This window comes from Citrobacter sp. wls714 (genome assembly GCF_005281025.1).
Classification (GTDB): domain Bacteria; phylum Pseudomonadota; class Gammaproteobacteria; order Enterobacterales; family Enterobacteriaceae; genus Citrobacter; species Citrobacter werkmanii.
This window is the reverse complement of the sequence record NZ_SZWZ01000031.1, coordinates 318990-344413: the sequence shown is the minus strand read 5'-3', so window position 1 is coordinate 344413 and position 25424 is coordinate 318990. Positions and strand designations below refer to the sequence as shown.

Sequence of the window (25424 nt, the reverse complement as noted above, 5' to 3'; positions counted from 1 at the left end):
AGGTCTCTATGGGAATCGCACTTGTTACTGGCGGCAGTCGCGGTATCGGGCGAGCAACCGCGCTGCAACTGGCACTGGAGGGTTACACGGTCGCGGTTAATTTTCATCACAATATTCGTGCGGCCACCGAGGTGGTGAATAACATCGTCGCTTCAGGCGGTAAAGCATTTGCTTTGCGAGCGGATATCAGTGATGAAAGTCAGGTGCTGGCGATATTTGAATCGATCGACCGTGAAGGGGAATCGCTGACTGCGCTGGTGAATAATGCCGGGATTTTATTTGAACAGACCACAGTGGAAAACTTAACTGCAGAGCGAATTAACCGCGTGCTGGCGACCAATGTTACCGGCTATTTTCTGTGCTGTCGGGAAGCGGTTAAGCGCATGTCGTTTAAGCACGGCGGTCAGGGTGGGGCGATTGTGAATGTCTCTTCGGCGGCATCACGGCTCGGTGCGCCATTCGAATATGTCGATTACGCCGCTTCAAAAGGTGCGGTGGACACGCTCACCACCGGTCTGGCGCTGGAGGTGGCGGCGCAGGGGATCCGCGTAAACTGCGTACGTCCTGGCCTGATCTACACTGAGATGCATGCTTCAGGTGGAGAGCCGGGAAGAGTTGATCGCGTGAAATCCATGTTGCCTATGCAGCGTGGCGGGCAGCCGGAAGAAGTTGCGCAGGCGATTTGCTGGCTACTGAGCGAGAAGGCATCTTACGTCACGGGCAGTTTTCTGGAGCTGGCCGGCGGGAAGTAGGGATTTAATTGCCGGATTGCGCTGCGTTTATCCAGCCTACGGGAGTATAACCTGTAGGCTGGATAAGGCGTTTACGCTGCCATCCGGCTAAAAATCACAGATTCTCGCCGTTGCTGGCAATCACCGCCTTATACCACTCAAAACTCTTCTTCCGTGAACGTGACATATCGCCCGTGCCGTCATCGTGCTTATTCACGTAGATGAAGCCGTAGCGCTTGCTGTACTGACCGGTGGTGAACGAAACGCAGTCGATGCAGCCCCACGGCGTGTAGCCCATCAGATCTACGCCATCATAGGTTACCGCCTTCATCATCTCTTCGATGTGGGCGCGCAGATAATCGATGCGGTAATCATCATTGATACTGCCATCTGTTTCCACTTTATCGTAGGCGCCAAACCCGTTTTCAACGATAAACAGCGGCTTCTGATAACGCTCGTACAGCTCACATAAAGCATAGCGCAGGCCAACCGGGTCAATCTGCCATCCCCAGTCGGAGGCTTTGACGTGCGGGTTCGGTACGCTGCCCTCAAAACCGGAAATGGCATCACCGCTACCACCTTCCGCTTTCACCGCGTTGGTCATGTAGTAGCTGAATCCGAGATAGTCGCAGGTTCCTTCACGCAGGATTTGCTTGTCGCCGTCTTCCATCCTGATGTTAAATTCGCGACGTTCCCACTCGTTCAGCACATAGCTTGGGTAGTAGCCGCGCAACTGGACGTCAGTGAAGACATAGCGCTCACGCATTGACTCCTGGGCGAACATGACATCTTCGGGCTTACAGGAGAACGGATAGAGCGGCACCATTGCCAGCATGCAGCCCACTTTCATTTCCGGATTGATGCGGCGTGCGGCTTTCACTGCGAGCGCGCTGGCCACGAACTGGTGATGCAGCACCTGGTACATGGTCTCTTCCGGATTTTCATGCTCGGTATACACCACACCGGAGCAGCAATAGCCAAACAACGGTGCGCGCCAGTTACGTTGGTTATTGATCTCGTTGAAGGTCATCCAGTATTTGACTTTGTGTTTGTAACGCTCAAAGACGACTTCGGCAAATCGAACAAAGAAATCAACAACTTTGCGATTGGTCCAACTCCCATACTGTTGAACCAAATGTAGCGGCATTTCGAAGTGGGAAAGGGTGATGACCGGTTCGATGTTGTATTTCAGTAATTCATCGAACATGTCGTCATAGAACTTCAGACCTTCTTCGTCCGGCTGGGTTTCGTCCCCATTGGGGAAGATACGGGTCCATGCGATGGAGGTACGGAAACATTTGAAGCCCATTTCGGCAAACAGTTTAATGTCTTCTTTGTAATGACCGTAAAAATCGACGGCTTCGTGGTTGGGGTAGTATTTACCGGGCACGACTTCCTGAGTGATTTCTCGTGGAACGCCGTGTGCCCCACCGGTCAGTACGTCGCAAATGCTGGGGCCTTTGCCACCTTTGTTCCAGCCGCCTTCGACCTGGTGCGCCGCAACTGCGCCGCCCCATAAAAAATCTTTTGCTAAGGTAAGTTTTTTCATCTGCGCTCAGTCTCAAATTAATACAATCTGATTTTGAGTCTAACAAAGGAAACCTAAATGTCACGATATAACAAAATAACGTTAATGTGATTTGTTACATCAAAAAAACAGATTGTTTTTTTACGCTATTCTTTTCGCCAGCTTGCGGCCAAGTGATTCCAGAATATAAATAACAGGGATTTGCGTGGTAATATCGTATACCCCGGCAATGCGCGTTTGTGGAACGTGCCAGGAGAGATTAAAGTCGGCGAGTTTCGCCAGACGTGAGTGTTCATGGCTGGTTACAGACAGCACTTTACAGTTGTGCAGGCTGAACTGGCTGGCAAAACGCAGGATCTCTTCTGTTTCGCCGGAGACGGAAAGCACGATTGCCAGCGCGTTTCTGGCCATGTCATTGGTTACCGGAAAATAAGGGTCGTCAATATGATTACTGAATTTGCCGACGTTGGAGAAAAAACGCGCGCCGTATTTCGCAAGAGCTCCTGACGTTCCTGCACCAACAAATATAATACGTTCGGAAGATAATATAATATCAACAGCCTGATCGAGCAGTTTATCGAATTCGTCGTTATTGACGCTTTTAAAAAAGCTGATAATTTCGCTGGCGCTGAAATTAGCCTGTTGCGGTTCATTCTGCTCTAAATATAATTTGAAGCGTACGCGAAATTCTGAGTAACCTTCACACTTAAGCTTGCGGCAAAAGCGCAGTACGGTGGTAGTGGAAACGCCCACGGCATCGGCCAGTTCGCGAATGGTCATGTACATGACTTTGTCACGATTTTTGATGACATAGTTGTAGACCAGCATCTCAAGATTGTTGAGACTGGCGATGGCAGCGTGGGAGAACATACTCACAATAGCAAAACTCACTCATCAGACTTCATCTACAGGGAATAATAACATGCAGCCAAATGACATCACTTTTTTTCAGCGTTTCCAGGATGACATACTGGCCGGACGCAAAACCATCACCATTCGTGACGAGTCCGAATCACACTTCAAAACCGGTGACATTCTACGGGTTGGGCGCTTTGAAGATGAGGGATACTTCTGCACGATTGAAGTTGTTGGCACCTCAACCGTCACGCTGGATACGCTGACTGAAAAACATGCTCAGCAGGAAAACATGTCGCTTGAAGAACTGAAACATGTGATCGCCGAGATTTACCCGGATCAAACGCAATTTTATGTGATTGATTTTAAATGTGTTTGATTTAATGTGTACGCTTGTTAGCTGAAAGAATAAAATTAATTATATGATTTTTATGAACTATTTATTTTAAGATAAATATTACAGCTAACATGTGTTCACTGGAACCATTCTCAGTTACGCTAGAGGGGCAATAACGAAAGTGTTCGTTTCTCGGGAGTAAGCTATGGTTCAGAAACCATTAATCGCGCAGGGATATTCGCTGGCAGAGGAAATAGCCAACAGCATCAGTCACGGTATCGGGTTGGTGTTTGGGATTGTCGGGCTGGTGTTGTTGCTGGTTCAGGCAGTGGATACCAACGCCAGCGCTATGGCGATTACCAGTTATAGTCTGTACGGCGGCAGCATGATCCTGCTGTTCCTCGCCTCAACTTTGTATCACGCGATCCCCCATCAGAGAGCGAAAGTCTGGCTGAAAAAATTCGACCACTGCGCGATTTATCTGCTGATTGCCGGGACCTATACGCCATTTCTGCTGGTGGGGCTTGATTCGCCGCTGGCACGTGGACTGATGATTGTTATCTGGAGCCTGGCGCTGCTCGGTATTTTATTCAAACTGACCATTGCGCACCGCTTTAAAGTTCTGTCGCTGGTGACTTACCTGACAATGGGCTGGCTATCGCTGATTGTGGTGTATCAATTGGCAGTTAAACTGGCGGCGGGAGGCGTGACGTTGCTGGCCGTTGGTGGTGTGGTCTATTCGCTGGGCGTTATTTTCTATGTCTGTAAGCGCATTCCATATAACCACGCGATCTGGCACGGCTTTGTACTGGGCGGCAGCGTTTGCCACTTCCTGGCGATTTATTTGTATGTTGGACAGGCGTAACCCTTGATTTCGGATGGCGGCTAACGCCTTATCCGGCCTACAAAATGTGCCTGTAGGCCGGATAAGCGTAGCGCCATCCGGCGTTAAGCTTTTACTCTTCCAGCGAATACGGCAGCGGCACAATATGCAGCGTTTTTGCGTCATCGCGAACACGGAACACGCTGTCGGCTTCCATGTCGTTATTCATCACGACCTGCACCAGTATCTGGCCATCAGCGAGCTGTACTGCGGCAAGTACGGTACCGGTACGACGCCAGTTCTCACCCATTTTCAGTTCCAGGTCTTCGCCTGCTTCCGGCACCCGGCTGGCCGTACCTGCCAGAGTCCACATGGCGCGTTTGTTGGCGCCGCGGAATTTGGCGCGCGCCACCATTTCCTGGCCGGTATAGCAGCCTTTTTTGAAGCTGATCCCGCCCAGAGCCTGCATATTGGTCGCCTGGGGAATAAACTGTCCGCTGTTGGCTGTATCAATGACCGGAATACCCGCTTCGATATCCAGCGCCAGCCACTGTTGACTGTTATTTAACTCCGCTTCGCCGCGCAGTTTCTCAACCAGGCTTTCCGCTGTTGCAACATCAACGATCAGCAGGAAACGCTCGGCAGGGTGTTCGAACCACAGTATTGTGGAAGCACCTTCGGTAATAACCTGTTTATCGCTGTTCGGTAATTCGCTAAAGAGATTGGCCAGCGCCGCTCGTGCCTGGAATCCCGCTACGCCCAACAGAACACGCTCGTCGTCCGGCGCAATCACTACCTTCGAGAAGACCGCATATTTCTTCAGTTCTGTAAGCTGCGCATCGCGCAAGCTGCGGCGTTCAAGCCATGCAAAACCGTCACTGTTACGGAACAGGCGCAGATTGCTCCACATTTTACCTTTGGCATCACAATGGGCTGCCAGCACGTGCTGATACTCGGTCATCTGGCTGACATCAGCCGTGACCTGACCCTGAATATACTTCTCACTGTCGACACCGGTAATGGTGGCGAGCGCCCAGTCATCGAGCGTCATTAGCGTCAGAGGTAAACGCGTTGACGCAAAAGGCTGGCGAGGAGGAAAAGATGTAAAAGCCATAATAATGTCCTGATTTGCTTAACGCCGTGATAATGACTAATGGTAAAAGAGCTATGGCCCATTGCAAGCGGTTTAATCAGGCTATTTGTGCCATATAGTAAGCTTTGCGAGGTGACATCCAAAAATGATGAATCCTTTGACTTAATGCGGTTTTATTTAGCGAACGTGCTTCCATTAGCTGATATTCCCGCAAAAGCGTGTGAAAAACACGTTACAATAGCCGGATACTTCGTTTTCGCGAGACAGGAAGAAGAACATGGATATTAATAACAAAGCACGTATTCATTGGGCATGCCGCCGCGGTATGCGTGAGCTGGACATCTCTATCATGCCGTTTTTCGAACATGAATATGACAGCTTAAGTGACGAAGAAAAACGTATCTTTATCCGTCTGCTAGAATGTGACGATCCAGATTTATTTAACTGGTTGATGAATCATGGGAAACCAGCTGATGCTCAGTTGGAGCAGATGGTGCGACTTATCCAGACACGGAATCGGGAACGTGGTCCAGTGGCAATCTGATTTACGCGTTTCGTGGCGCGCGCAGTGGCTTTCGTTGCTTGTTCATGGGCTGGTCGCGGTATTTATTTTATTGATGCCCTGGCCTTTGAGCTACACCCCCTTATGGATGGTTTTGCTCTCTCTGGTGGTGTTCGATAGCGTACGCAGCCAACGTAGAATTAACGCCTGTCAGGGCGAGATTAGGCTGTTGATGGATGGTCGTCTGCGCTGGCAAGGGCAGGAGTGGACTATCGTGAGCGCGCCCTGGATGGTCAAAACAGGCATGATGCTGCGTTTGCGTTCAGATACCGGGAAACGTCAGCATTTGTGGCTGGCGGCAGACAGTATGGATGAGGCTGAGTGGCGAGACTTACGGCGGTTAATGCTGCAACAGGCGAAGCAGGGGTAATGCCACCGTATGTCTGATGGCGTGCAGCTTTAAGGCTTATGTTTGATGCGTGAGGTAAGCCGGATAAGGCGTTCACTGCGCTATCCGGCAACACGGTTATCAGGACCAGTGTTCGGCCATTTCCCCAAGAATTTGCTCGCACCAGTTCTGGATGCGTTCATCGCTGAGATCGTACTGGTTCGTTTCATCCAGCGCCAAACCAACAAACAGCTGTCCATCGGCAATGACGGGTTTATCGCTGGTAAATTCATAGCCTTCGGTTGGCCAGTAACCGACAAACTTGACGCCTTTGGTGACCAGTTTATCGTGCAGCATACCCAGCGCATCCAGGAACCATTCGCCATATCCTAACTGATCGCCCATCCCGTAAAGCGCGACAATTTTGCCTTCCAGGTTGAGGTCGTCCAGTTGCTCCCAGACCGCTTCCCAATCCTCCTGAATTTCACCGAAATCCCAGGTCGGGATGCCCAAAATGAGCACATCATACTGCTCCATTAAGGTCGGGGAATCATCTTTGAGGTTGTGCAGTGTCACCAGTTCGGGACCCAGGATATCGCGGATTTTTTCTGCTGCCATTTCGGTGTAGCAGGTACTGGAACCGTAAAAAAGACCCATGTTCATGACGTAAACATCTCAATTCTGCTGTAGCGTTGCGGGTAGTGTAACAGAATCGCCGCAATCCCGGCACAATGAGGCATAATGCATCAAAAATGAGAGTGAATAAGGGGCGCGAGTGGAACAGGATCTGGCGCGCATCGAGCAGTTTCTTGATGCCCTGTGGCTGGAACGAAATCTGGCGGAAAACACATTAAGTGCGTATCGTCGCGATCTGACCATGCTGGTCGAATGGCTGCATCATCGCGGCGTTTCACTGGCGACGGCGCAGAGCGATGATCTGCAGGCATTGCTGGCCGAGCGGATGGATGGGGGATATAAAGCCACCAGTTCCGCTCGCTTGCTCAGTGCCACGCGGCGCTTTTTTCAGCATCTGTACCGCGAAAAATTTCGCGAAGACGATCCCAGCGCCTCGCTTGCATCACCGAAGCTTCCGCAGCGTCTGCCCAAGGATCTCAGTGAAGCGCAGGTAGAGCGGTTGTTGCAGGCGCCGCTTATTGAGCAACCGCTGGAGCTACGCGACAAAGCCATGCTGGAAGTATTGTATGCAACGGGCCTACGCGTGTCTGAGCTGGTGGGACTGACGATGAGTGACGTCAGCCTGCGTCAGGGCGTGGTACGGGTGATCGGTAAAGGTAATAAAGAGCGCCTGGTGCCGTTGGGTGAAGAGGCGGTGTACTGGCTGGAAACGTATCTGGAACATGGCCGCCCATGGTTGCTCAACGGCGTATCGATTGATGTGCTGTTTCCCAGCCAGCGGGCGCAACAGATGACCCGTCAGACCTTCTGGCATCGTATTAAACACTATGCTGTGTTGGCGGGAATCGACAGCGAAAAACTGTCACCGCACGTCCTGCGGCATGCTTTTGCCACGCATTTGCTCAATCATGGCGCTGACCTGCGCGTGGTGCAGATGCTACTGGGGCATAGCGACCTCTCGACAACACAAATTTATACTCATGTCGCAACGGAGCGCTTGCGTCAACTACATCAACAGCATCACCCGCGAGCGTGAGTGCTGACAGGATAGGATAGGTTATGAAAAAACGTTTTATGATGTTCACTCTGCTGGCAACGGCGTTTTCCGGCATGGTACATGCAGACGATGCGGCGATTCGCCAGTCATTGGCAAAGCTGGGCGTCCAGAGCACAGAGATTCAGTCTGCTCCGGTGGCGGGCATGAAAACCGTACTGACCAATAGCGGCGTGCTGTACGTAACTGAAGACGGTAAACATATTATTCAGGGACCGATGTATGACGTGAGCGGCGCAAGCCCGGTGAATGTCACTAACCAGCTGCTGATGAAGCATTTGAACGCACTGGAAAAAGAGATGATCGTCTACAAAGCGCCGCAGGAAAAACACGTCATTACCGTTTTCACCGATATCACCTGTGGCTACTGCCACAAGCTGCATGAAGAGATGAAAGACTATAATGCGTTGGGGATCACCGTTCGTTATCTGGCCTTCCCACGTCAGGGTCTGGAAAGCCAGGCTGAGCAGGACATGAAGTCGATCTGGTGTGCGAAAGATAAAAACAAAGCCTTTGATGATGCGATGGCAGGCAAGGACGTGAAACCAGCGACCTGTGATGTGGACATCGCTAACCACTATGCGCTTGGCGTGCAGTTTGGCGTTACCGGCACGCCGGCGATTGTGCTGAGCAATGGCTATGTTGTGCCTGGCTATCAGGGCCCGAAAGAGATGAAAGAATTCCTCGACGCACATGCAAAACAAACCAGCGGTAAATAATTCGCGTGAAACAAAAGATACAACTTCGTCGGCGTGAAGCCGACGAGACAACCGAGCTGCCTGATGACTTGCCGCCATTGTTGCGTCGTTTATACGCCAGCCGCGGCGTGAGAACGGCTAACGATCTGGAGCGAAGCCTGAAAGGGATGCTGCACTGGCAGACGCTGACGGGTGTGGAAAAAGCGGTTGAGATGCTGCATGACGCGTTTGAGAAAAACCTGCGCATTATGGTGGTCGGCGATTTTGATGCAGATGGCGCGACCAGCACCGCATTAAGCGTTCTTTCGCTGCGGGCGATGGGCTGTGATACCGTGGAATACCTGGTTCCCAACCGTTTTGAGGACGGCTACGGCTTAAGTCCTGAAGTGGTCGATCAGGCCCATGCACGCGGCGCACAAATGATCATGACGGTGGATAATGGGATTTCCTCCCACTCCGGGGTCGATCATGCGCATGCGCTGGGTATCCGCGTTCTGGTTACCGATCACCATCTGCCGGGGGAAATACTGCCCAATGCCGACGCCATTGTGAACCCAAACCTTGCGGACTGTCCTTTCCCGTCAAAATCGCTGGCGGGAGTGGGTGTGGCGTTCTACCTGATGCTGGTGCTGTGTAATCATCTGAAGAGTAAGGGCTGGTTTGACGCGCGTGGTATCGCGGTACCGAAGATTGTGGAATATCTCGATCTGGTCGCGCTGGGAACCGTGGCGGACGTTGTTCCGCTGGATGCTAACAACCGTATCCTGACCTGGCAGGGCTTGTCCCGTATTCGTGCGGGCGTCTGCCGTCCGGGTATCAAGGCGCTTCTGGAAATCGCCAATCGCGAACCGGCTAAGCTGGTGGCGAGCGATTTGGGTTTTGCGCTGGGACCACGGCTGAATGCCGCTGGCCGTCTGGATGATATGTCCGTCGGCGTGGCGCTGTTGCTGTGCGACAACATTGGCGAGGCACGCGTGCTGGCCAATGAACTGGACGCGCTCAATCAGACACGCAAAGAAATTGAGCAGGGCATGCAGGCGGAAGCGCTGACCCTGTGTGAAAAGCTGGAGCGCAGCAGCGAGACGCTACCGGGCGGCCTTGCGATGTACCATCCTGAGTGGCATCAGGGGGTAGTCGGCATTCTGGCATCGCGCATTAAAGAGCGTTTTCATCGTCCGGTGATTGCGTTTGCTCCTGCCGGCGACGGTACGCTCAAAGGCTCCGGGCGTTCGATTCAGGGGCTGCACATGCGTGATGCGCTGGAGCGCCTGGACACCCTTCATCCTGGCATGATCCTCAAGTTTGGCGGTCACGCCATGGCGGCGGGCTTGTCGCTGGAAGAGGCGCAGTTTGAGCGTTTCCAGCAGCGTTTCGGCGAACTGGTAACCGAGTGGCTGGATCCCGCCTTGCTGCAGGGCGAAGTGGTGTCAGATGGCCCGCTAAGCGCCGCGGAGATGACCATGGAGGTCGCGCAAATGCTGCGCGATGCCGGGCCGTGGGGGCAAATGTTCCCGGAACCGCTGTTTGATGGACATTTCCGTCTCCTTCAGCAGCGTTTGGTGGGGGAGCGTCATCTGAAGGTGATGGTGGAGCCGGTTGGCGGGGGACCTCTGCTGGACGGAATTGCGTTCAACGTTGATACCAGTTGCTGGCCGGACAACGGCGTGCGCGATGTTCAGTTGGCCTATAAACTGGATATTAATGAGTTTCGCGGCAACCGCAGTTTGCAGCTAATAATCGATAATATCTGGCCACTTTAGCGTCACTAATCGCTATAAAAAAGGGCGTGGATTAGTTACAATCCCGCTCTTATAACCGCATTTTGACTAGTCCAATAAAAGAAATCAGACAATGTTTGAAATTAATCCGGTAAATAACCGCATTCAGGACCTCACGGAACGCTCTGACGTTCTTAGGGGGTATCTTTGACTATGATGCCAAGAAAGAGCGTCTGGAAGAAGTAAACGCCGAGCTGGAGCAGCCGGACGTGTGGAACGAACCCGAACGCGCGCAGGCGCTGGGTAAAGAGCGTTCCTCCCTCGAGGCTATCGTCGATACACTCGACCAAATGAGCCAGGGCCTGGAAGATGTCTCCGGCCTGTTGGAACTGGCTGTAGAAGCCGACGACGAAGAAACCTTCAACGAAGCCGTAGCAGAACTCGATACCCTGGAAGATAAGCTGGCGCAGCTGGAATTCCGTCGTATGTTCTCCGGCGAATATGACAGCGCAGATTGCTATCTCGATATTCAGGCTGGCTCCGGTGGTACGGAAGCGCAAGACTGGGCAAGCATGCTGATGCGTATGTATCTGCGTTGGGCTGAAGCACGCGGCTTTAAGACTGAAATTATTGAAGAATCTGAAGGTGAAGTGGCGGGTATTAAATCCGTGACCATCAGAATTGCTGGCGAATATGCGTACGGTTGGCTGCGGACTGAAACCGGCGTACACCGTCTGGTACGTAAGAGCCCGTTCGACTCCGGCGGTCGCCGCCATACGTCGTTCAGCTCGGCGTTTGTCTATCCGGAAGTTGACGATGATATCGATATCGACATCAACCCGGCGGATCTGCGCATTGACGTTTATCGCGCCTCTGGTGCGGGCGGTCAGCACGTTAACCGTACAGAATCGGCGGTACGTATCACCCACATCCCGACCGGGATTGTGACGCAGTGTCAGAACGACCGTTCCCAGCACAAGAACAAAGACCAGGCCATGAAGCAGATGAAAGCGAAGCTTTATGAACTGGAAATGCAGAAGAAGAATGCCGAGAAACAGGCGATGGAAGACAATAAGTCAGATATCGGCTGGGGTAGCCAGATTCGTTCTTATGTCCTTGATGACTCCCGCATTAAAGATCTGCGTACCGGGGTTGAAACCCGTAACACGCAGGCGGTGCTGGATGGCAGCCTGGATCAATTTATCGAAGCAAGTTTGAAAGCAGGGTTATGAGGAACCAACATGTCTGAACAACACGTACAGGGCGCTGACGCGGTAGCCGATCTTAACAATGAACTGAAAACGCGCCGTGAGAAGCTGGCGAGCCTGCGTGAGCAGGGGATCCCGTTCCCAAACGATTTCCGTCGCGATCATACCTCAGACCAACTGCATGCTGACTTCGACGCGAAAGAAAACGAAGAGCTGGAAGCGCTGAACATCGAGGTATCCGTTGCTGGCCGTATGATGACCCGCCGTATTATGGGTAAAGCCTCATTCGTTACACTGCAGGATGTTGGCGGCCGTATTCAGCTGTACGTTGCTCGTGACGATCTGCCGGAAGGCGTTTACAACGAGCAGTTCAAAAAATGGGATCTGGGCGATATCCTTGGCGCGAAAGGTAAGTTGTTCAAGACCAAGACCGGTGAGCTGTCCATTCATTGCACCGAGCTGCGTCTGCTGACGAAAGCGCTGCGGCCGCTACCGGATAAATTCCACGGGCTGCAGGACCAGGAAGCGCGTTATCGTCAGCGCTATCTGGATCTCATTTCTAATGATGAATCCCGCAATACCTTTAAAGTGCGTTCACAAATTATGGCTGGCATCCGTCAGTTCATGGTGGGTCGCGGCTTTATGGAAGTGGAAACCCCGATGATGCAGGTGATCCCTGGCGGTGCTGCTGCGCGTCCGTTCATCACCCATCATAACGCGCTGGATCTGGATATGTACCTGCGTATCGCGCCGGAACTGTACCTCAAGCGTCTGGTGGTTGGCGGCTTCGAACGCGTGTTCGAAATTAACCGTAACTTCCGTAACGAAGGCATCTCAGTTCGTCATAACCCAGAGTTCACCATGATGGAACTCTACATGGCGTATGCGGACTACAAAGATCTGATCGAACTGACCGAATCACTGTTCCGTACGCTGGCGCAGAGCGTTCTGGGCACCACCGAAGTGCCTTACGGCGAAGAAGTCTTTGACTTCGGTAAGCCGTTCGAAAAACTGACCATGCGCGAAGCGATTCAGAAATATCGTCCGGAAACCAACATGGCCGATCTGGATAACTTCGACTCTGCTAAAGCGATCGCTGAATCTATCGGCATCAAAGTTGAGAAGAGCTGGGGTCTGGGCCGTATCGTGACCGAGATCTTCGAAGAAGTCGCGGAAGCGCATCTGATTCAACCGACCTTCATTACCGAGTACCCGGCAGAAGTTTCTCCGCTGGCGCGCCGTAATGACGTAAACCCGGAAATCACCGATCGCTTCGAATTCTTCATCGGCGGACGTGAGATCGGTAACGGTTTCAGCGAGCTGAACGATGCAGAAGATCAGGCGCAGCGTTTCCAGGATCAGGTTAACGCCAAAGATGCAGGTGATGACGAAGCGATGTTCTACGATGAAGACTACGTTACCGCTCTGGAACACGGTCTGCCGCCGACTGCGGGTCTGGGTATTGGTATCGACCGTATGGTTATGCTGTTCACCAACAGCCACACCATCCGCGACGTGATCCTGTTCCCGGCGATGCGCCCGGTTAAGTAAGATGTGAAATGCCGGATGGCGGCTGATGCCTTATCCGGCCTACGATTCGTTATGTAGGCCAGCTAAGCATAGCGCCATCAGGCAATTAATTCCCGTTGGCAAACTTGCGCAGTAATCCTCGCGCCTTATCGTTTGAAACCTGCATTACCATCCACGGGCTAAACGCCCACGGCGTCGCGTCAATCCCGCTCAACACATCCTCAAGATCGCTCCACTGGTGATCCATCACTTCATCTGCGTTTAGCTGGAGCGGACTCACGATATGTGCGGCGTACACCGGACACACCTCGTTTTCCATAATTCCGCTCGGGTCCGTGGCACAATAACGAAAATCAGCATACACGGAGCTGAGCGAGTCAATGTCTGTACCCAGTTCGAACCGAGCGCGGCGGACAATAGCGGCTTCGGTGGATTCACCCGATTGGGGATGACCGCAGACAGAGTTGGTCCAGACGCCTGGCCAGGCTTTTTTGTGCAGTGAACGGCGCGTCACCAGCAGTTGTCCCTGGTCGTTAAATATCCAGCAGGAAAACGCAGCGTGCAGAGGCGTTGTGGCGGTATGCGCCGCATACTTTTCCAGCGTCCCGCAGGGCTGACCCTGCTCATTTAATAAAATGACATGTTCCTGTCGCATAGCGTCCACCATCAATCTTAAGCACCCACATTATATGCTTAATTAAGACAGTTTGATTAACAGTGGGTGTGAAATACCAGCGCCGAGGGTTCGTTACGCGATATGATTTGGCATCCGGTTTCTGGCTGCTATGATAAAGCGTCTGAAAATGTTGCGAGGTATTGTTTTGAGTGCAGGACGCCTGAAGAAAAATGGCCTGAGTGTCGCGATGCTGCTGTGTGTCGGTCTGCTGTTATCTGGCTGTTCCGGGAGTAAGTCGTCTGACGCAGGAAGTTATTCCGGCTCCGTATATACCGTGAAGCGGGGAGATACGTTATACCGTATTTCACGCGCCACCGGCACCAGCGTGAAAGAGATCGCTCGCCTGAATAACATTTCCCCACCCTATACCATTGAAGTGGGGCAAAGGCTAAAGGTCAGCGGCGGTGCGAAATCCACTTCTTCCTCTGGTAAAACAAGCTCGAAATCCTCTACCAAAACGGCGGCAGTCAGACCGTCTTCTTCCGTGCCGCAATCGTCCTGGCCGCCGGTAGGACAACGCTGCTGGCAGTGGCCCGCCAGCGGTAAGGTGATTCTGCCTTATTCTACGGCGGACGGCGGTAACAAGGGCATTGATATCTCAGCTGCGCGCGGTACGCCGATTTATGCGGCCGGAGCGGGGAAGGTGGTCTATGTCGGCAATCAACTGCGGGGCTATGGCAACCTCATCATGATTAAGCACAGTGAGGACTACATCACTGCCTATGCGCATAATGACACCATGCTGGTGAACAACGGTCAAAACGTGAAAGCCGGGCAGAAGATCGCCACGATGGGCAGCACGGATGCGACGACGGTGCGTCTGCATTTCCAGATCCGTTATCGCGCAACGGCTATCGATCCGCTGCGTTATTTACCGCCGCAGGGCAGTAAGCCAAAATGCTGACGGTGAATTAATCGCCAGTCAGTCGGCTAGTCCCTTGCCAAGAAGAGCGTAAGGTTTATAATCCCTTACGCACTTCAATGCGGGCGTAGTTCAATGGTAGAACGAGAGCTTCCCAAGCTCTATACGAGGGTTCGATTCCCTTCGCCCGCTCCAGCCCATTAAAAGCCTTATAACTCAATGAGTTAGCTCTAAGGTGATGTGACCAAAGTACCGCTATTTACCCTGATAGTTGCCGCGATTTGTTGAACGGTGAACAGGGAGTTTAGCAAAGCGCTGGCGGTCGTTCCACTGGTCATACCGCGATAGTCCAACATGAACTGAAAGCCGTTCACCCGGCATGATTCCCTGAAACATTCATCTGTTCCGCACTTAGCGCGGTGTCCGGTTCCCGCCTGTCGTGATGACACGCCACGGATAAACGAGCTGATGTTGGGAAGCCTAACCAGTCCGGGAAAGGGGCTGGCTCTACCGTGGTGTTCACCGTGCCATAAATGAACGGTACTCGATAAGTGAACGGATGATTGTACAAGATTGAGATGATGCGCCGAGGGCGCTGCTGCTGAGTGTACCCAACACGGCGCTTATGGCTTGCTATTGCCAGAAAATAGGCTATGGTTATTCGGCTGATGGGTGGCTCCGTCTGCATTCGCCCCGGTTCTGTGCTGGCAGTCCGGGGCATCCCCTCCTGATTATTTCCCCCTTAATTCTTGTATCTGTAATAAATAACAATCCGTTGCACGCTCCCTGTACATTCTGTAGCCTGAGACTAATCCTAAAAGCAATGCGGGGATGTATGGCTGAATTGTATAAGGAAAGCGAGGCTGAGCGCCGTAAAGCAGAGCTGCGTAAGTTACTTGATGAGGTTGAGCTAACATGCGAGCAAAGAGATTTCATTAAATCCATGATTGAAGATGACAAGGAAAACGGATTAGATGAACCGGAGTGATCGAACTGCTGTGGTTAGCAATACTAAGGAAGAGCTGAATTGAGTTACGATGATCTAGACCCTGCAACAAAGCGTGTATTGCAGCAAGCTGAATACATGAGATGCAATGAAGCTAAGTTGGCACAAATAGCATGTATAAAGCAGCTCATGGCATATACCAATTGGTGTGCTGATCGAGGCGATTTTGGCGATCCGATTCCAGCCACAAAAGAAGACTCACTAAAGCTGTTGCATGTACGCCAAATGCGTATTGGGTACGACACGAGACAAGTGCTGGAGTGTGGCTTTGAGGGGCTTTACGAACATATCGATAATGCTCTTGAAAATGCACTGGCGTGGAGAGACTACCGGGTCAAAGAGTGGGCGGCTGAGTCTGATATTGCTGAGCTGAAGTTCTTATGGGAATGGTTCCGAGAGAGATTGCCTGCGGATTACGTGTCGCCGTACTAGAACTGGAATACGAACGTATCCCAGAAAATGACAGCTACTCGTGTAGTTATTGGGCTGAATAATTCATTAAGCGGATAAACTTATCCTGTGACAAATCGCAGTCACGATGCGGAACGGTTAGAATATTTGGAGCTTTGGCTTGGACAGTGAATCTGAATTCTATTCTTCCTACGAAGTTAAAATTTCAATTGAACTAGGTGAAAAAATACAACAATGGATACGGAAGGATTCTCTAGTCATAGAGGACTCTTATAGCGACCACGGAAATAGCCGAAGCGGTCGGTATCGCAAGTACAGAATGCGGTGCAGTTCGTTCAGTCTGTCTTATGACCGTTCTGATGGAATCTGTGAATGTTACACACTAACGCGGCATATCGGTGAAGCAGCAAAATTAGCACCCGGCCAGAAAGCCGCGCCGCCGTGGAAGCAACTGCTTGTATGGGTTCAAAGTAAGTATCCAGAGCATATAGAGAGTTTTTTCTGACTCTTAGTCGTTCGTCCTGCCTGTATCAGGGCTGCCACCAAACGCGCCAGTTTTAAGTGTGCTGCTGCACTCGATGCGGAATATCAACGCAAAGTGGCTTTATCTGTGGGGAAAAATGGTCAGTTTCTCATTAACTGATTCAAGGATGACTACCTACAGCCTCACTCCCTGAATGCAAAACAGCCTCACAATCCCACTGTTAAAAGTCCCGGCTTGAAAAATTGCACGCTTATGGTTGCCCCTCCCTCAACTCTATAGCTCGCCCGCGCCCCCGTGCGCATGTGCGTGCCCGCGCGTCAGGGGTCGCTGAGAAAACCCTAAGATTTTGCTCATCCGAGACAACCGTTGCAGGCGCGAAATGCTGGCTGGTTACTGCTGCGGTTGCAATGTTTGATTCAACGCCTTTGTGATTTCGAGATCGTGGCGGTGCCGTGCTGATCTCCTGTGTGCGCTTTGCGCTTTGCGCTGCGTTCGCTGGGTGCGCCGGGGTTTTGCTGTGACTCGGTGCCAGTCTGCCGCTGGCTGTCTCTGTCTCATCCGGGTATACCGCATTGTGATGTGCCGCCGCTGTCGCAATCAAATTTATTTTATACTCTATTGACCACGGTTTTTAAGTGTGATCTCCTTCAAGTCGGGATGTGATACTTCACTGAGATTTGGAGGGGGAATCATGAATAACGTTCGTCTGTATGCCAGGGCATCCACCGCCGAGCAACACGCCGACCGTGCCGTTCCTGCGCTGGAGGATTTCGCTAATGAGCGTGGTTGGTCTATTGCTGCGCGATACATCGAGAACGCCAGCGGTGCGCGGCTGGAGCGTCCTGAACTGATGCGACTGCTGGGTGAGGCGGAGGCTGGCGACGTTCTACTTGTTGAAAGCATAGACAGGCTAAGCCGCCTGACACAAAAGGAATGGGCAACACTGAAACAGAGGATTCAGGATAAGGGGCTGGTGATCGTCGCCGTTGACCTGCCAACCTCGTGGCAGTTGCTGAACGAAACCGCGTCAGAGCTAACCAGCGGCATCCTCAGAGCCGTTAACGCAATGCTGATCGATATCCTCGCTACAATGGCTCGCGTGGACTACGAGACGCGACTGATGCGCCAGCGGCAGGGCATTGAACGAGCCAAAGCTGAGGGGCTTTATCGTGGGAGTCAGAAGGATGCCGCCGCTCGCGAGACCGTCAGGGAAATGCTGGCGCAGGGTGTGAAACAGGAGCGCATCATGAAAGCTGCCGGGATAAGCCGGGCAACGTTCTACCGCATTAAGCGTGAGCTGGCTGCCAGCGTCTGAGGGTTGATGCTGTGAAATGTCACGAGGTGATCTGTGAGCCTCTCTGCGAGGATGTGAGCCGTTGGGTGTGGGTTACGCTGCCCTAAGTGATTTATTAACTCAGAGATCGTTACGCTGCCTCTGGTGCCGTGCCATTGCTGCCGGGCGGGGTTATTGGGTGGTGGGGTCGGGCTGACCTACAGCCAAATGAGGTGCCAGCACTGGCCGTTACTGGGCTGTGGGTGATGGATGACCTACAGCTTTCGTATTAATTTCAGAGCGTTATGTTATGCGCGATGTCGTAATGCTATGATTTATAATGTATTTTCGTATTACTTGCGGCTCTCGATGTGAAGAGGTGGCGGGGCTTTAGCCGTGCCAGACGATGAACATCGAGATCAGATTGTGAATGTGAGTTATCACTGAACAATTCCCGGTTGGGGGCGGGGAAGGGATTCAACGCTAATTTATTCAAGATGCGGTTAGGTTGACTAAGATTTATACAGACTCATCATTATTAGGTTTACTTATCCAGATCAACTTTATTAAGTACCACTTATAATTCTTGAATAAATTATCTATGAAGGTTCTTATCTGGTGTCATCTCCTAGATGGCAAGTGCTGCGCCTCAGTGACGCCGCTTTGCCTAAACGCGGAGACGTTCCGCCGTCTCCACACCTCTCAACGGTGCAGTGCTTACGCCTGCTTGCACTCACCTGTTCGGCTCATTTATCAGTCGCCGCCTGCTGCTGTGCTTCTCTTTCGCTTTGCTCTATGCGATGCTCGGTACTCATCGCTTACCCGCTCGCCGTACTGGCTACAGGTCGGGAGTTATGTAGTGGGATGGTAATTTAAAGCGGTATTACTTAAACAGCTAATTGCTGAGATAGTAATGATTATTGAAATAGAAGAAAGGATTGAATTATTACAGGGAGAATAAATAGAAAATACTAATCCAGATAAATATTAAATGTATTATTCATATTCAGCTAGGTAACTGTTCTAACTGTTATACAGCGTATCTTCGTTCGTAGCGCTCAATCACTCATCGTATTCGATGACAAGTCATCTCATACTCTTCGTTCTTCGCCGACTGGCTTACCGTTCGCTACGCTCACTGCCAGTCGCTCACTCCGATACAACTTCTTAAAACCATTATACAAATAGCTGTCAAGAAATTTAAAGCTGATAATTCCGATCAATTTTAATCTATTGATCTGTGAAAGTTATAGGTAATAAAGATAACCGTTTAACTGACTGCATTTATTAATAAATTTAAAAGTGTCTATATTGTAGGAAAGAGCTACGCCAAGAACCAATTTCACATCCCTAATACACCTACCTGAAATTGCCTGTCGCACCAGACGCCACAAGGGCTGTCCGGGGTATGCGTGGATGAAAGTGACTACAAAGGGAAGGCAAGCCCCGGATAGCATTCTTGACTTGAAAGCTACTATATTGGGAAGGCTACCGACCGATAAGGGTTACTAGTGTGGGAAGATGAGACCACAAGCCCGCCCTCGCGCTATCCCGCTGCATTGCCTGTTGCGCCTGAGTTAAATCCAAATCACTGGATGAAGATCACTACTAAAGAGGGACGGAACACCGACGCCGCCTCAACCGCCACCGCCACACTTCCGGCGCTTCCGTCCTGCGCCCCGTTCTAAACTCACCTTAATTTCTGGAGCTTACATCATGGTTGATTTACGCCACATGAATTCACGCCTGCAACTGGAGCTGGCAACTGCTGCCGCCGAAGCGTTAAGCACGATTAGCGCCACGCCGCAACAACTGGTCTGGAGTGAAACTGTTATCCCGCATTACGTGCGCTGCGCTGTCACGGACAAGACGGTACAGGGAGCATTCCACAAACGTCTGCGTGTGTATTACTACAATCCCGATGGTTCCGTTATGACCTTCCGCGCATGGCGAAAGCTGCACGGCGTGACCAAAAAGAGAGGTGTCCACCGCCGATACATCTGGCGGAAAGCTGCTTGATTATTTGACTGGAGATTTCAAACATGCCCACGAGATTGAACCGCCTGCTTGCGCTGGCCGCTGACGCCGAACCGCTGAACACTGCGCCTGCGGATGCTCAGCAACTGGTTGCGGATAAGATAGTTGTATCGCGTAACAAGCAATGTCCTGTAAAGCGTAAACCCATACAGGCTGCGTTTAATACGGAGTCACAAGAGTTTTACTTTAACGCTGACGATTCTGTTATGTCGTTCCGAGAATGGAAAGAGGCTAACGGAATCGGACGCAAGACACACGCCCGCCGCGCTGATGCAGGGTTGCGCCAGATTATCCAGCCGGGCGATGCAATCCACTGCCGCCGCGCTGAGCTGGTGATGTGGCTAAACAAAAAGCCTGCCCGGTACGCCGAGCCGCTGCCACCAGATTTCCCCGGTGTTCGCGTAGACGATGCCGCATTGAAACCGCGTGAGCACGCCATCCCGGAAGCGACCACGGGGCAAAACGCCTTTCTTAAAGCCTGTCGCGAGTTTCTGATTTGCGATGACTCCACCCTGAAAAGAATCAACCGGGGCATGAGCCAACTGGAAGCGATGCGCCATGCTGACTTTACGCGAATGGGTGACAGCCCGGCTTTCCGTCAGTTGTGGTGCGGTGAGCTGAAACCCACGGATGATAATTTCAATACGCTGAATCTGCATTGTGACGTTGGGGGCGCTGGCCTGCCGCCATCCATCCCGCCGCTGGTTACAGCGCCGTACAGGTTCCGTGAGCTGGAGCAATGCGACCGCCCGGCGTTTGTGCCATTGCCGCCGCCAGATGGTGGCGACTGGCGACCCGGCCAGCAGGACGTAGCCGCCGCTGTGTTTGCCCGTGACCGCGATATGCTGGCGGTGCTGCCGACTGGGTACGGCAAGACGGCTGCGTTCACCTATGCCCTTCAATTCGAGTCTGGTACTGGTGACGGTCTGACCGTTATTGTTGTGCCTACGAATACTATCAAGCAGCAGGTGCTACAGCAGTTAAGGGAGACTGGCGTTCACGCGGTGGCCTTTGGCGATAAGCTACCGAAGCGGCGTAATGCGCAGCAACTTGCGGGGCTGGCTGCTGGGGCGTTTCGGGTGGTTGTCGTTTCGCCTGAGCATCTGGTGCCGGGTAGTCAGGTACTGGCTGCGCTGATGGCCGTTGGTGTGGCCAGATTTATCATCGACGAAGTTCACACCGTGGACGACTGGGAGTTCCGCGCCGCTTTCCCCGCGATGAAGCACACCCTGCAAAATGCCTTTCCTGATGCACAGCGTTGCGCGTTTACCGCGACCCTGCGAAGAGGTGATGAGTTTGAGCTGATGAAAGAGCTGGGCTGTCTTGGCGAGTTCCTGACCTTCCGCGCCAGCGCTGCCAGAGAAAACATCCAGCTTGTTCCTGTTCGGCAATGTGAAGCGCAGCGCCGGGCTGCTGTTGGTCTGGTCGATGCCCACCCGGTGGATGAAAAGACGCTGGTGATGGTGGACAGTATCAAGATGCTTTACGCGTACCTCGACGAGCTGGGAAGCCGCGCCCGGCCTTATCATTCCGACACCCGCCGTCTGAGCCGTGACCAGCGTCATGCTAATGCTGAGTGGTTTGCTAGCACGCCCGGAGCTGTTCTGGTGGCGACCAAAGCCTTTGGCCTCGGAGCTGATATCCCTGACGTGCGTAACGTAATCGTGACTTATATTCCTGATGACCTGCCCGATATGGTGCAGATGGTTGGCCGTGCTGGACGCGACGGACAGCCTGCCCGTGCGTTTCTGCTGTGGTCATCGTTGGCGCTCGATGCCGCACCTGATGAGCTGGCGGCGTTGTACCGCCCTGAAAACTGCAATTGGGGTTACATCACCCGCTTCCTCTGAGCTGACCAGCTCGCCTGTTTAAATTCCCTTCTGGAGAATCCTTATGCCTTATGAAACCGCGCTGCATCGCGCGGGGCGTTCTGACGCCCTGCTTAATGCGCAGCTCGCCTTCGCCCTGAACGGGTATTCATTTGACGGACTGGCCGAACGTCATCGCAAGACTCTTAATCGTGAAGCCATCCTTCGCGATGTATCTACACCGCTGGAGCGATATTGCCTGCTGAATGATTGCGCACCGTGGGAGTGTCTGGCCGCCGTGCTGAACCGCATGAAAAGGCCGGACGGCTCGCGCCTTTGGAAAGCCGCCCGCTTATCGCGTGAGGTGTTCAATGGCCGGGTGCATCCGGTACGCAAGACTCCTGATGAAGTTTACGCCGCCATTGCCCGCCGTTTGTTTCTGCCGAAGCCCGTGCATCAAGAAGTGATACAGCACATCCGGGCGCTTGGCCTGTTACCAGTTGGAGATAACCATTAATGACCAAAACCGAGTTTGAAGCTGGGACATGGGATATGCGGTGCCTGTTGCTGGAGGCGCTGACCCGCCGCCTGAAAGAGGACTCCGCTGGAGAATCCCGCATGGCTGCTGCCGAGCTGTCATCCTGCGTGAACTTCCTCAAGCAAAATGCCGCCGATGCGCCGGACGCATCTTTCAATAACGTGTTCCCGGAGGATGACAACGAATGACGCCGCACCAGTTTAGAGCGTGGTTTAACTCGCTGCCTGAGAAGTACCAGAAGCAGGCCAAAGCCATGTACGACAACGCCCGGCGCGGCGGTGGTATCCATACCGCATCCAGCCTCGCTTTGATTAAAGACCTTGTAGAAGATTCGATTAACTTTGATGGAGAGTTCCAGTATGACAACCACCAGTAACGCAACCCTGACCCTGCGCGATATTCAGCTTATCAATAAACTGAGTATTGTTGACCACCTGAACAACGATGAAATCTCTTCTCGCACTGGTTTCAGCCCGAGCGACATCGACCGTGTAATCCGTGGCGTCTATGTCGATGACTTGGCCGAACAGTGGAAAGACGATGCTGATATTACTCTGGCTGAATACAACGCCATCCGCAGCCGCTATAAGCCCGGCAAGCTGCACCGTGATACGGAATTTATGATTGCCCGCGATACGCTGATTCGCCCTGAAACCGTGCTGGCTATCGCTCATTCCAGATTCCAGAACGCCCACACTCACCCTGCGCCGAAAGCCGTTAAAGTGAAGCCGGAGAAAGCGAAAGCCATGCGCAAGCTGGTGCCTTCTGATTTGGATGAAATCCACAAGTTAGAGCGCTTTGGCTGGCCTGTCGCTGACATCGCCCAAAAGCTGGACGTTCCGCCAGAGGTGATCGCTTTCGTTAACCGCTGCTTAAAGAGCCGCTGGCCGTATGGTGACATTCTGGAAAATGTTAATGCGAAATGGGGAGCCGAGTGATGGAAGATAACGACATCATTCACCCTGCAATTGACCCGACTCAATACGTCAACCTTGACGAGATGCGGGAAGGCTACGCCCCTGTTAAGCCGCAGGGGTGGGACATCCTGACGCAGAATCTCCGAAGTGAGGCCGCACCCGAACAGCCAGTCACCGCCCGTGGACGCCGCCAGCGTCCGCGTGGCTCCGCTGGCGAGCGCCGTTGGCTACGCCGTCACGGGCTTATTTAACTGAGGATTATTTCATGAGCACCATCATTTTAATGGAGCCACGCCGCGCGGCTGATTGCGGGCAACAACTGAAATTCATTGCTGACGCCTTGAATCTTCGTCAAATCGACTTGGCTCGTGTGTACCAGATCGACAGACAAGATCTCGGCAAAGCGTACCACGGACAGAAGATGATTCCTGCCCGATGCGTACATGCGCACATGCTTTTACTTGAACTGGCGCACCGCCGAGTTACATCACAAGAGGTTGCATAATTATGGCTGACAATCAAAACCCTTATCTCGCTGCTGGCGCTGATGCTGCATCGCAGCAATCGCCATACATGGCTGCACCTGTTGGAGCTGACAATGGGGCATCCCGCTTTAGCTCTGCGCCTGCTGATGCTGATTTCCTCCGTACCCAACCCGTTAACGGTAATGATGGCGGCCAATGGAATAATAGCAATATTGCTAATCAGCAAGACCAGAACGCGGACAGCGCCGGGGCGCAGGTGGGCGATACTATTCCCCTGATGGATGGAACAGCTATTGAGTACACCGCCGAGCTGCAAGGATTGATGGGGCAGTTTCACCAGTCTATAGAAAGCCAGCTCGGGCACGGAACAGTTGACGCTATGTTGCAGTACGCGGGCACGCTTGACGCCGGGACGCAATCTACCCTTGAACGGATGGTTATGTCTGGCGACCCTGCGCAGATGCAGCGAGCCGTTCAGTATCTGCAAGAGCGTATGGCCGCTGGCTCTGCCACTGGTTATGTCCCGTCGCAGGGGAACCCATACGGCCAGCCTGCCGCGCAACCTGTCGGAATGTCACACGCTGAATTCATCGCGGCGTACGATGCGCTGAATCAATGGGCTGCACAGACTGGCCGGGGTGCTGGCACGCGAGAATACGACCAGCAGTATCATGCGCTGGTTGCTCAACGCAGCGCCGGGAAGCGTGCCGGGCGCTAACTGGAGAATTCCATATGTACGATGAGAATAGAATCCGAGTCCTGACCGAGGTAGAGAAACAATCTCACTCGGTCGATAGCATTCTTTCCATTCTGCTTGATAAATACCCCAGCACCAGCCCCGACCATCTGACGCGTGTCGCTGAATGCCTCGTTACTTTTGGCTGGGGTGTTGCTGAATACGATGCGTACCGCGCCGGGACGCTTGGCGAAGAGAAGCGCCAGACGATGGTCGCTTGGTTTACTGAGCGGAATTCCGCGCAACGCTGGGCTGCCTGATTCCGATGCCAGCGCCTGACGGTGCATTGTGGGCTGCAAGTCCGACTGGACACCTGACCCTGCGAATTTACTACTTACTGTCCACTAACCCCTGAGAACCGCACCACATGCGGCTTCCGAAAGCCTGTTTTTAATCATCTGAGGTTCATTATGAGTATCCAGAATTTCCACGCTGTCGAGCGTGTCGTTGACGTGCGTCCTGAATACGCCTTGCCGCTGGGCGCTCGCTCTCGTTCGCGCTCCCGCCGCGCTGCTGCAACACCTGATGTACTGAATCCTGCGTACATCCGGGATGTGCTTTCTAATCCTGATGCGTACCGCCCCGAAATTGTAGAGTGGGTGCGTGCCGATGCTGTGACTCGTGGCGAGAAAGTTACCCATGCTTTTAATCCAGACGAAGCGGTTTATATCGTTGCCCGGTCTGCCACGTCTGATACTCGCACCTCTGGCGTTAGCCGTGGCCTGTCCCCGGAGTTGCCGCCGAAGATGGCCGAGCGTATGCGCGAACGTGAACGGCACGAGAGGAACCGAGCCAGACCCCGCAAGGCAATCACTGAGGCTGTACGCGCAGACATTATCGACCGCGCCGCTAAAGGCCAGTCGAATCGCTACATTGCCGAGAAGGTTGGCGTATCCAAATCATCTGTAAATACGGTGCTGAACATGGCGCGTATGAGTGTTCATTAATGTAGGATATGCGTTTGCACTGTTTGCTGTCCACTAATCGCTGAGAGCCGCGCCAGCTCTGGCCTCGCAAAGCCAGTTTCGGGTACTCCGAGACTAAATATCGATAGTTCGTTTTAACCCTTATTTCCCATCGCTTTGAATCC

At 52.7% G+C, this 25424-nt stretch carries 31 protein-coding genes and 1 tRNA gene; 26 read left to right on the top strand and 6 right to left on the bottom strand.

From position 1 onward, the window contains the following. The first annotated feature begins 8 nt into the window (after positions 1 to 8). Positions 9 to 752 (top strand): SDR family oxidoreductase, encoded by a 744-nt coding sequence (locus FDX11_RS08535; protein ID WP_137397756.1) that lies wholly within the window; start codon positions 9 to 11, stop codon positions 750 to 752. A 94-nt stretch (positions 753 to 846) separates the two neighbouring features. On the opposite strand, the gene bglA is transcribed toward FDX11_RS08535, so the two are convergent. Next, entirely contained in the window at positions 847 to 2280 is a 1434-nt protein-coding gene (bglA, locus tag FDX11_RS08530) for a 6-phospho-beta-glucosidase BglA (protein ID WP_137397755.1), read from the bottom strand. 120 nt (positions 2281 to 2400) lie between these two features. Next, positions 2401 to 3129, bottom strand: a complete 729-nt coding sequence (locus FDX11_RS08525; protein ID WP_042310878.1) for a MurR/RpiR family transcriptional regulator — start codon at positions 3127 to 3129, stop codon at positions 2401 to 2403. A 52-nt stretch (positions 3130 to 3181) separates the two neighbouring features. On the opposite strand from FDX11_RS08525, the gene yqfB reads away from it, so the two are divergent. After that, the gene (gene yqfB / locus FDX11_RS08520; RefSeq protein ID WP_061382416.1) at positions 3182 to 3493 is read left to right on the top strand and encodes a N(4)-acetylcytidine aminohydrolase; all 312 of its coding nucleotides are present in this window, start codon (positions 3182 to 3184) and stop codon (positions 3491 to 3493) included. Between the two features lie 163 nt (positions 3494 to 3656). Beyond that, positions 3657 to 4316, top strand: a complete 660-nt coding sequence (locus FDX11_RS08515; RefSeq protein WP_038633489.1) for a hemolysin III family protein — start codon at positions 3657 to 3659, stop codon at positions 4314 to 4316. Positions 4317 to 4407: 91 nt separating this feature from the next. Here FDX11_RS08515 and ygfZ read toward each other — a convergent pair whose 3' ends face one another. Continuing rightward, positions 4408 to 5388 (bottom strand): tRNA-modifying protein YgfZ, encoded by a 981-nt coding sequence (ygfZ, locus tag FDX11_RS08510; protein ID WP_061382415.1) that lies wholly within the window; start codon positions 5386 to 5388, stop codon positions 4408 to 4410. A gap of 256 nt (positions 5389 to 5644) precedes the next feature. On the opposite strand from ygfZ, the gene sdhE reads away from it, so the two are divergent. After that, entirely contained in the window at positions 5645 to 5911 is a 267-nt protein-coding gene (gene sdhE, locus FDX11_RS08505; protein WP_016154349.1) for an FAD assembly factor SdhE, read from the top strand. Further along, positions 5892 to 6299 carry a protein YgfX gene (locus FDX11_RS08500; protein WP_038633481.1) on the top strand — a complete coding sequence of 136 codons (408 nt, stop codon included), beginning with the start codon at positions 5892 to 5894 and terminating at the stop codon, positions 6297 to 6299. The genes sdhE and FDX11_RS08500 overlap by 20 nt, the downstream gene beginning before the upstream one ends. A 99-nt stretch (positions 6300 to 6398) precedes the next feature. On the opposite strand, the gene fldB is transcribed toward FDX11_RS08500, so the two are convergent. Further along, on the bottom strand, positions 6399 to 6920 hold the full coding sequence (gene fldB / locus FDX11_RS08495) for a flavodoxin FldB (RefSeq protein WP_038633478.1): 522 nt from the start codon (positions 6918 to 6920) through the stop codon (positions 6399 to 6401). Positions 6921 to 7032: 112 nt separating this feature from the next. Between fldB and xerD the strand changes: the two genes are divergently transcribed. The 5 genes from xerD to lysS all read left to right on the top strand — a co-directional run bounded on the left by xerD (position 7033) and on the right by lysS (position 13122). Further along, entirely contained in the window at positions 7033 to 7929 is an 897-nt protein-coding gene (gene xerD / locus FDX11_RS08490) for a site-specific tyrosine recombinase XerD (protein WP_038633475.1), read from the top strand. Positions 7930 to 7952: 23 nt separating this feature from the next. Next, a complete protein-coding gene (dsbC, locus tag FDX11_RS08485; RefSeq protein WP_137365292.1) occupies positions 7953 to 8666 on the top strand; it encodes a bifunctional protein-disulfide isomerase/oxidoreductase DsbC in 714 nt (237 codons plus the stop codon). A gap of 5 nt (positions 8667 to 8671) precedes the next feature. Continuing rightward, complete coding sequence (recJ, locus tag FDX11_RS08480; RefSeq protein WP_137365293.1) at positions 8672 to 10405, top strand: single-stranded-DNA-specific exonuclease RecJ; 1734 nt, start codon at positions 8672 to 8674, stop codon at positions 10403 to 10405. Positions 10406 to 10496: 91 nt separating this feature from the next. After that, positions 10497 to 11595 (top strand): peptide chain release factor 2 gene (prfB, locus tag FDX11_RS08475; RefSeq protein WP_100194817.1). Its coding sequence is split into 2 segments (ribosomal slippage): positions 10497 to 10571 and positions 10573 to 11595, totalling 1098 coding nucleotides; the frame shifts between segments, so codons are not numbered across the junction. 9 nt (positions 11596 to 11604) lie between these two features. After that, a complete protein-coding gene (lysS, locus tag FDX11_RS08470; RefSeq protein ID WP_137397754.1) occupies positions 11605 to 13122 on the top strand; it encodes a lysine--tRNA ligase in 1518 nt (505 codons plus the stop codon). 85 nt (positions 13123 to 13207) lie between these two features. Here lysS and idi read toward each other — a convergent pair whose 3' ends face one another. Continuing rightward, a complete protein-coding gene (gene idi, locus FDX11_RS08465; RefSeq protein WP_042310866.1) occupies positions 13208 to 13756 on the bottom strand; it encodes an isopentenyl-diphosphate Delta-isomerase in 549 nt (182 codons plus the stop codon). Between the two features lie 166 nt (positions 13757 to 13922). Between idi and actS the strand changes: the two genes are divergently transcribed. Next, positions 13923 to 14681 (top strand): amidase activator ActS, encoded by a 759-nt coding sequence (actS, locus tag FDX11_RS08460; protein ID WP_137397753.1) that lies wholly within the window; start codon positions 13923 to 13925, stop codon positions 14679 to 14681. A 79-nt stretch (positions 14682 to 14760) separates the two neighbouring features. After that, a tRNA-Gly gene (locus FDX11_RS08455) sits at positions 14761 to 14834 on the top strand. Positions 14835 to 14894: 60 nt separating this feature from the next. Here FDX11_RS08455 and FDX11_RS25090 read toward each other — a convergent pair. Next, positions 14895 to 15035 (bottom strand): hypothetical protein, encoded by a 141-nt coding sequence (locus FDX11_RS25090; RefSeq protein ID WP_157970383.1) that lies wholly within the window; start codon positions 15033 to 15035, stop codon positions 14895 to 14897. Positions 15036 to 15474: 439 nt separating this feature from the next. Here FDX11_RS25090 and FDX11_RS25085 point away from each other — a divergent pair, with 439 nt between their 5' ends. The 14 genes from FDX11_RS25085 (at position 15475) to FDX11_RS25400 (ending at position 25281) form a co-directional block, all read left to right on the top strand. Beyond that, positions 15475 to 15627 (top strand): hypothetical protein, encoded by a 153-nt coding sequence (locus FDX11_RS25085; protein WP_007796056.1) that lies wholly within the window; start codon positions 15475 to 15477, stop codon positions 15625 to 15627. Positions 15628 to 15666: 39 nt separating this feature from the next. Then, positions 15667 to 16077: a hypothetical protein gene (locus tag FDX11_RS08450; protein WP_032977680.1), complete on the top strand. Its 411-nt coding sequence runs from the start codon at positions 15667 to 15669 to the stop codon at positions 16075 to 16077. Between the two features lie 1154 nt (positions 16078 to 17231). Further along, the gene (locus FDX11_RS08445; protein ID WP_137397752.1) at positions 17232 to 17855 is read left to right on the top strand and encodes a recombinase family protein; all 624 of its coding nucleotides are present in this window, start codon (positions 17232 to 17234) and stop codon (positions 17853 to 17855) included. A gap of 1674 nt (positions 17856 to 19529) precedes the next feature. Beyond that, a complete protein-coding gene (locus tag FDX11_RS08440; protein WP_032174593.1) occupies positions 19530 to 19832 on the top strand; it encodes a hypothetical protein in 303 nt (100 codons plus the stop codon). Positions 19833 to 19855: 23 nt separating this feature from the next. Next, positions 19856 to 21700: a DEAD/DEAH box helicase gene (locus FDX11_RS08435; protein ID WP_137397751.1), complete on the top strand. Its 1845-nt coding sequence runs from the start codon at positions 19856 to 19858 to the stop codon at positions 21698 to 21700. 43 nt (positions 21701 to 21743) lie between these two features. Then, positions 21744 to 22175 (top strand): hypothetical protein, encoded by a 432-nt coding sequence (locus tag FDX11_RS08430; RefSeq protein ID WP_137397750.1) that lies wholly within the window; start codon positions 21744 to 21746, stop codon positions 22173 to 22175. Continuing rightward, complete coding sequence (locus tag FDX11_RS08425) at positions 22175 to 22384, top strand: hypothetical protein (protein WP_032174596.1); 210 nt, start codon at positions 22175 to 22177, stop codon at positions 22382 to 22384. Before FDX11_RS08430 ends, FDX11_RS08425 begins: the two co-directional genes overlap by 1 nt. Beyond that, positions 22381 to 22572, top strand: coding sequence for a hypothetical protein (locus FDX11_RS08420; RefSeq protein ID WP_032174597.1), 192 nt, complete (start codon positions 22381 to 22383; stop codon positions 22570 to 22572). The genes FDX11_RS08425 and FDX11_RS08420 overlap by 4 nt, the downstream gene beginning before the upstream one ends. Continuing rightward, positions 22556 to 23134 (top strand): hypothetical protein, encoded by a 579-nt coding sequence (locus FDX11_RS08415; RefSeq protein ID WP_048247887.1) that lies wholly within the window; start codon positions 22556 to 22558, stop codon positions 23132 to 23134. The genes FDX11_RS08420 and FDX11_RS08415 overlap by 17 nt, the downstream gene beginning before the upstream one ends. Next, on the top strand, positions 23134 to 23364 hold the full coding sequence (locus FDX11_RS08410) for a hypothetical protein (protein ID WP_032174600.1): 231 nt from the start codon (positions 23134 to 23136) through the stop codon (positions 23362 to 23364). Before FDX11_RS08415 ends, FDX11_RS08410 begins: the two co-directional genes overlap by 1 nt. A gap of 14 nt (positions 23365 to 23378) precedes the next feature. Further along, positions 23379 to 23618: a hypothetical protein gene (locus FDX11_RS08405; RefSeq protein ID WP_032174601.1), complete on the top strand. Its 240-nt coding sequence runs from the start codon at positions 23379 to 23381 to the stop codon at positions 23616 to 23618. A gap of 2 nt (positions 23619 to 23620) precedes the next feature. Next, on the top strand, positions 23621 to 24316 hold the full coding sequence (locus tag FDX11_RS08400; protein WP_137397749.1) for a hypothetical protein: 696 nt from the start codon (positions 23621 to 23623) through the stop codon (positions 24314 to 24316). Positions 24317 to 24330: 14 nt separating this feature from the next. Next, positions 24331 to 24594, top strand: a complete 264-nt coding sequence (locus FDX11_RS08395; RefSeq protein WP_063930135.1) for a hypothetical protein — start codon at positions 24331 to 24333, stop codon at positions 24592 to 24594. A gap of 150 nt (positions 24595 to 24744) precedes the next feature. After that, complete coding sequence (locus tag FDX11_RS25400) at positions 24745 to 25281, top strand: hypothetical protein (RefSeq protein ID WP_226840821.1); 537 nt, start codon at positions 24745 to 24747, stop codon at positions 25279 to 25281. Positions 25282 to 25424: the final 143 nt, after the last annotated feature.

Coding starts and splice junctions, on each gene's coding strand:
- FDX11_RS08535 (WP_137397756.1), top strand. CDS start 9: ATGGGAATCGCACTTGTTACTGGCGGCAGTCGCGGTATCGGGCGAGCA.
- bglA (WP_137397755.1), bottom strand. CDS start 2,280: ATGAAAAAACTTACCTTAGCAAAAGATTTTTTATGGGGCGGCGCAGTT.
- FDX11_RS08525 (WP_042310878.1), bottom strand. CDS start 3,129: ATGTTCTCCCACGCTGCCATCGCCAGTCTCAACAATCTTGAGATGCTG.
- yqfB (WP_061382416.1), top strand. CDS start 3,182: ATGCAGCCAAATGACATCACTTTTTTTCAGCGTTTCCAGGATGACATA.
- FDX11_RS08515 (WP_038633489.1), top strand. CDS start 3,657: ATGGTTCAGAAACCATTAATCGCGCAGGGATATTCGCTGGCAGAGGAA.
- ygfZ (WP_061382415.1), bottom strand. CDS start 5,388: ATGGCTTTTACATCTTTTCCTCCTCGCCAGCCTTTTGCGTCAACGCGT.
- sdhE (WP_016154349.1), top strand. CDS start 5,645: ATGGATATTAATAACAAAGCACGTATTCATTGGGCATGCCGCCGCGGT.
- fldB (WP_038633478.1), bottom strand. CDS start 6,920: ATGAACATGGGTCTTTTTTACGGTTCCAGTACCTGCTACACCGAAATG.
- dsbC (WP_137365292.1), top strand. CDS start 7,953: ATGAAAAAACGTTTTATGATGTTCACTCTGCTGGCAACGGCGTTTTCC.
- lysS (WP_137397754.1), top strand. CDS start 11,605: ATGTCTGAACAACACGTACAGGGCGCTGACGCGGTAGCCGATCTTAAC.
- idi (WP_042310866.1), bottom strand. CDS start 13,756: ATGCGACAGGAACATGTCATTTTATTAAATGAGCAGGGTCAGCCCTGC.
- FDX11_RS25090 (WP_157970383.1), bottom strand. CDS start 15,035: ATGTTTCAGGGAATCATGCCGGGTGAACGGCTTTCAGTTCATGTTGGA.
- FDX11_RS25085 (WP_007796056.1), top strand. CDS start 15,475: ATGGCTGAATTGTATAAGGAAAGCGAGGCTGAGCGCCGTAAAGCAGAG.
- FDX11_RS08445 (WP_137397752.1), top strand. CDS start 17,232: ATGAATAACGTTCGTCTGTATGCCAGGGCATCCACCGCCGAGCAACAC.
- FDX11_RS08440 (WP_032174593.1), top strand. CDS start 19,530: ATGGTTGATTTACGCCACATGAATTCACGCCTGCAACTGGAGCTGGCA.
- FDX11_RS08435 (WP_137397751.1), top strand. CDS start 19,856: ATGCCCACGAGATTGAACCGCCTGCTTGCGCTGGCCGCTGACGCCGAA.
- FDX11_RS08430 (WP_137397750.1), top strand. CDS start 21,744: ATGCCTTATGAAACCGCGCTGCATCGCGCGGGGCGTTCTGACGCCCTG.
- FDX11_RS08425 (WP_032174596.1), top strand. CDS start 22,175: ATGACCAAAACCGAGTTTGAAGCTGGGACATGGGATATGCGGTGCCTG.
- FDX11_RS08420 (WP_032174597.1), top strand. CDS start 22,381: ATGACGCCGCACCAGTTTAGAGCGTGGTTTAACTCGCTGCCTGAGAAG.
- FDX11_RS08415 (WP_048247887.1), top strand. CDS start 22,556: ATGACAACCACCAGTAACGCAACCCTGACCCTGCGCGATATTCAGCTT.
- FDX11_RS08410 (WP_032174600.1), top strand. CDS start 23,134: ATGGAAGATAACGACATCATTCACCCTGCAATTGACCCGACTCAATAC.
- FDX11_RS08405 (WP_032174601.1), top strand. CDS start 23,379: ATGAGCACCATCATTTTAATGGAGCCACGCCGCGCGGCTGATTGCGGG.
- FDX11_RS08400 (WP_137397749.1), top strand. CDS start 23,621: ATGGCTGACAATCAAAACCCTTATCTCGCTGCTGGCGCTGATGCTGCA.
- FDX11_RS08395 (WP_063930135.1), top strand. CDS start 24,331: ATGTACGATGAGAATAGAATCCGAGTCCTGACCGAGGTAGAGAAACAA.
- FDX11_RS25400 (WP_226840821.1), top strand. CDS start 24,745: ATGAGTATCCAGAATTTCCACGCTGTCGAGCGTGTCGTTGACGTGCGT.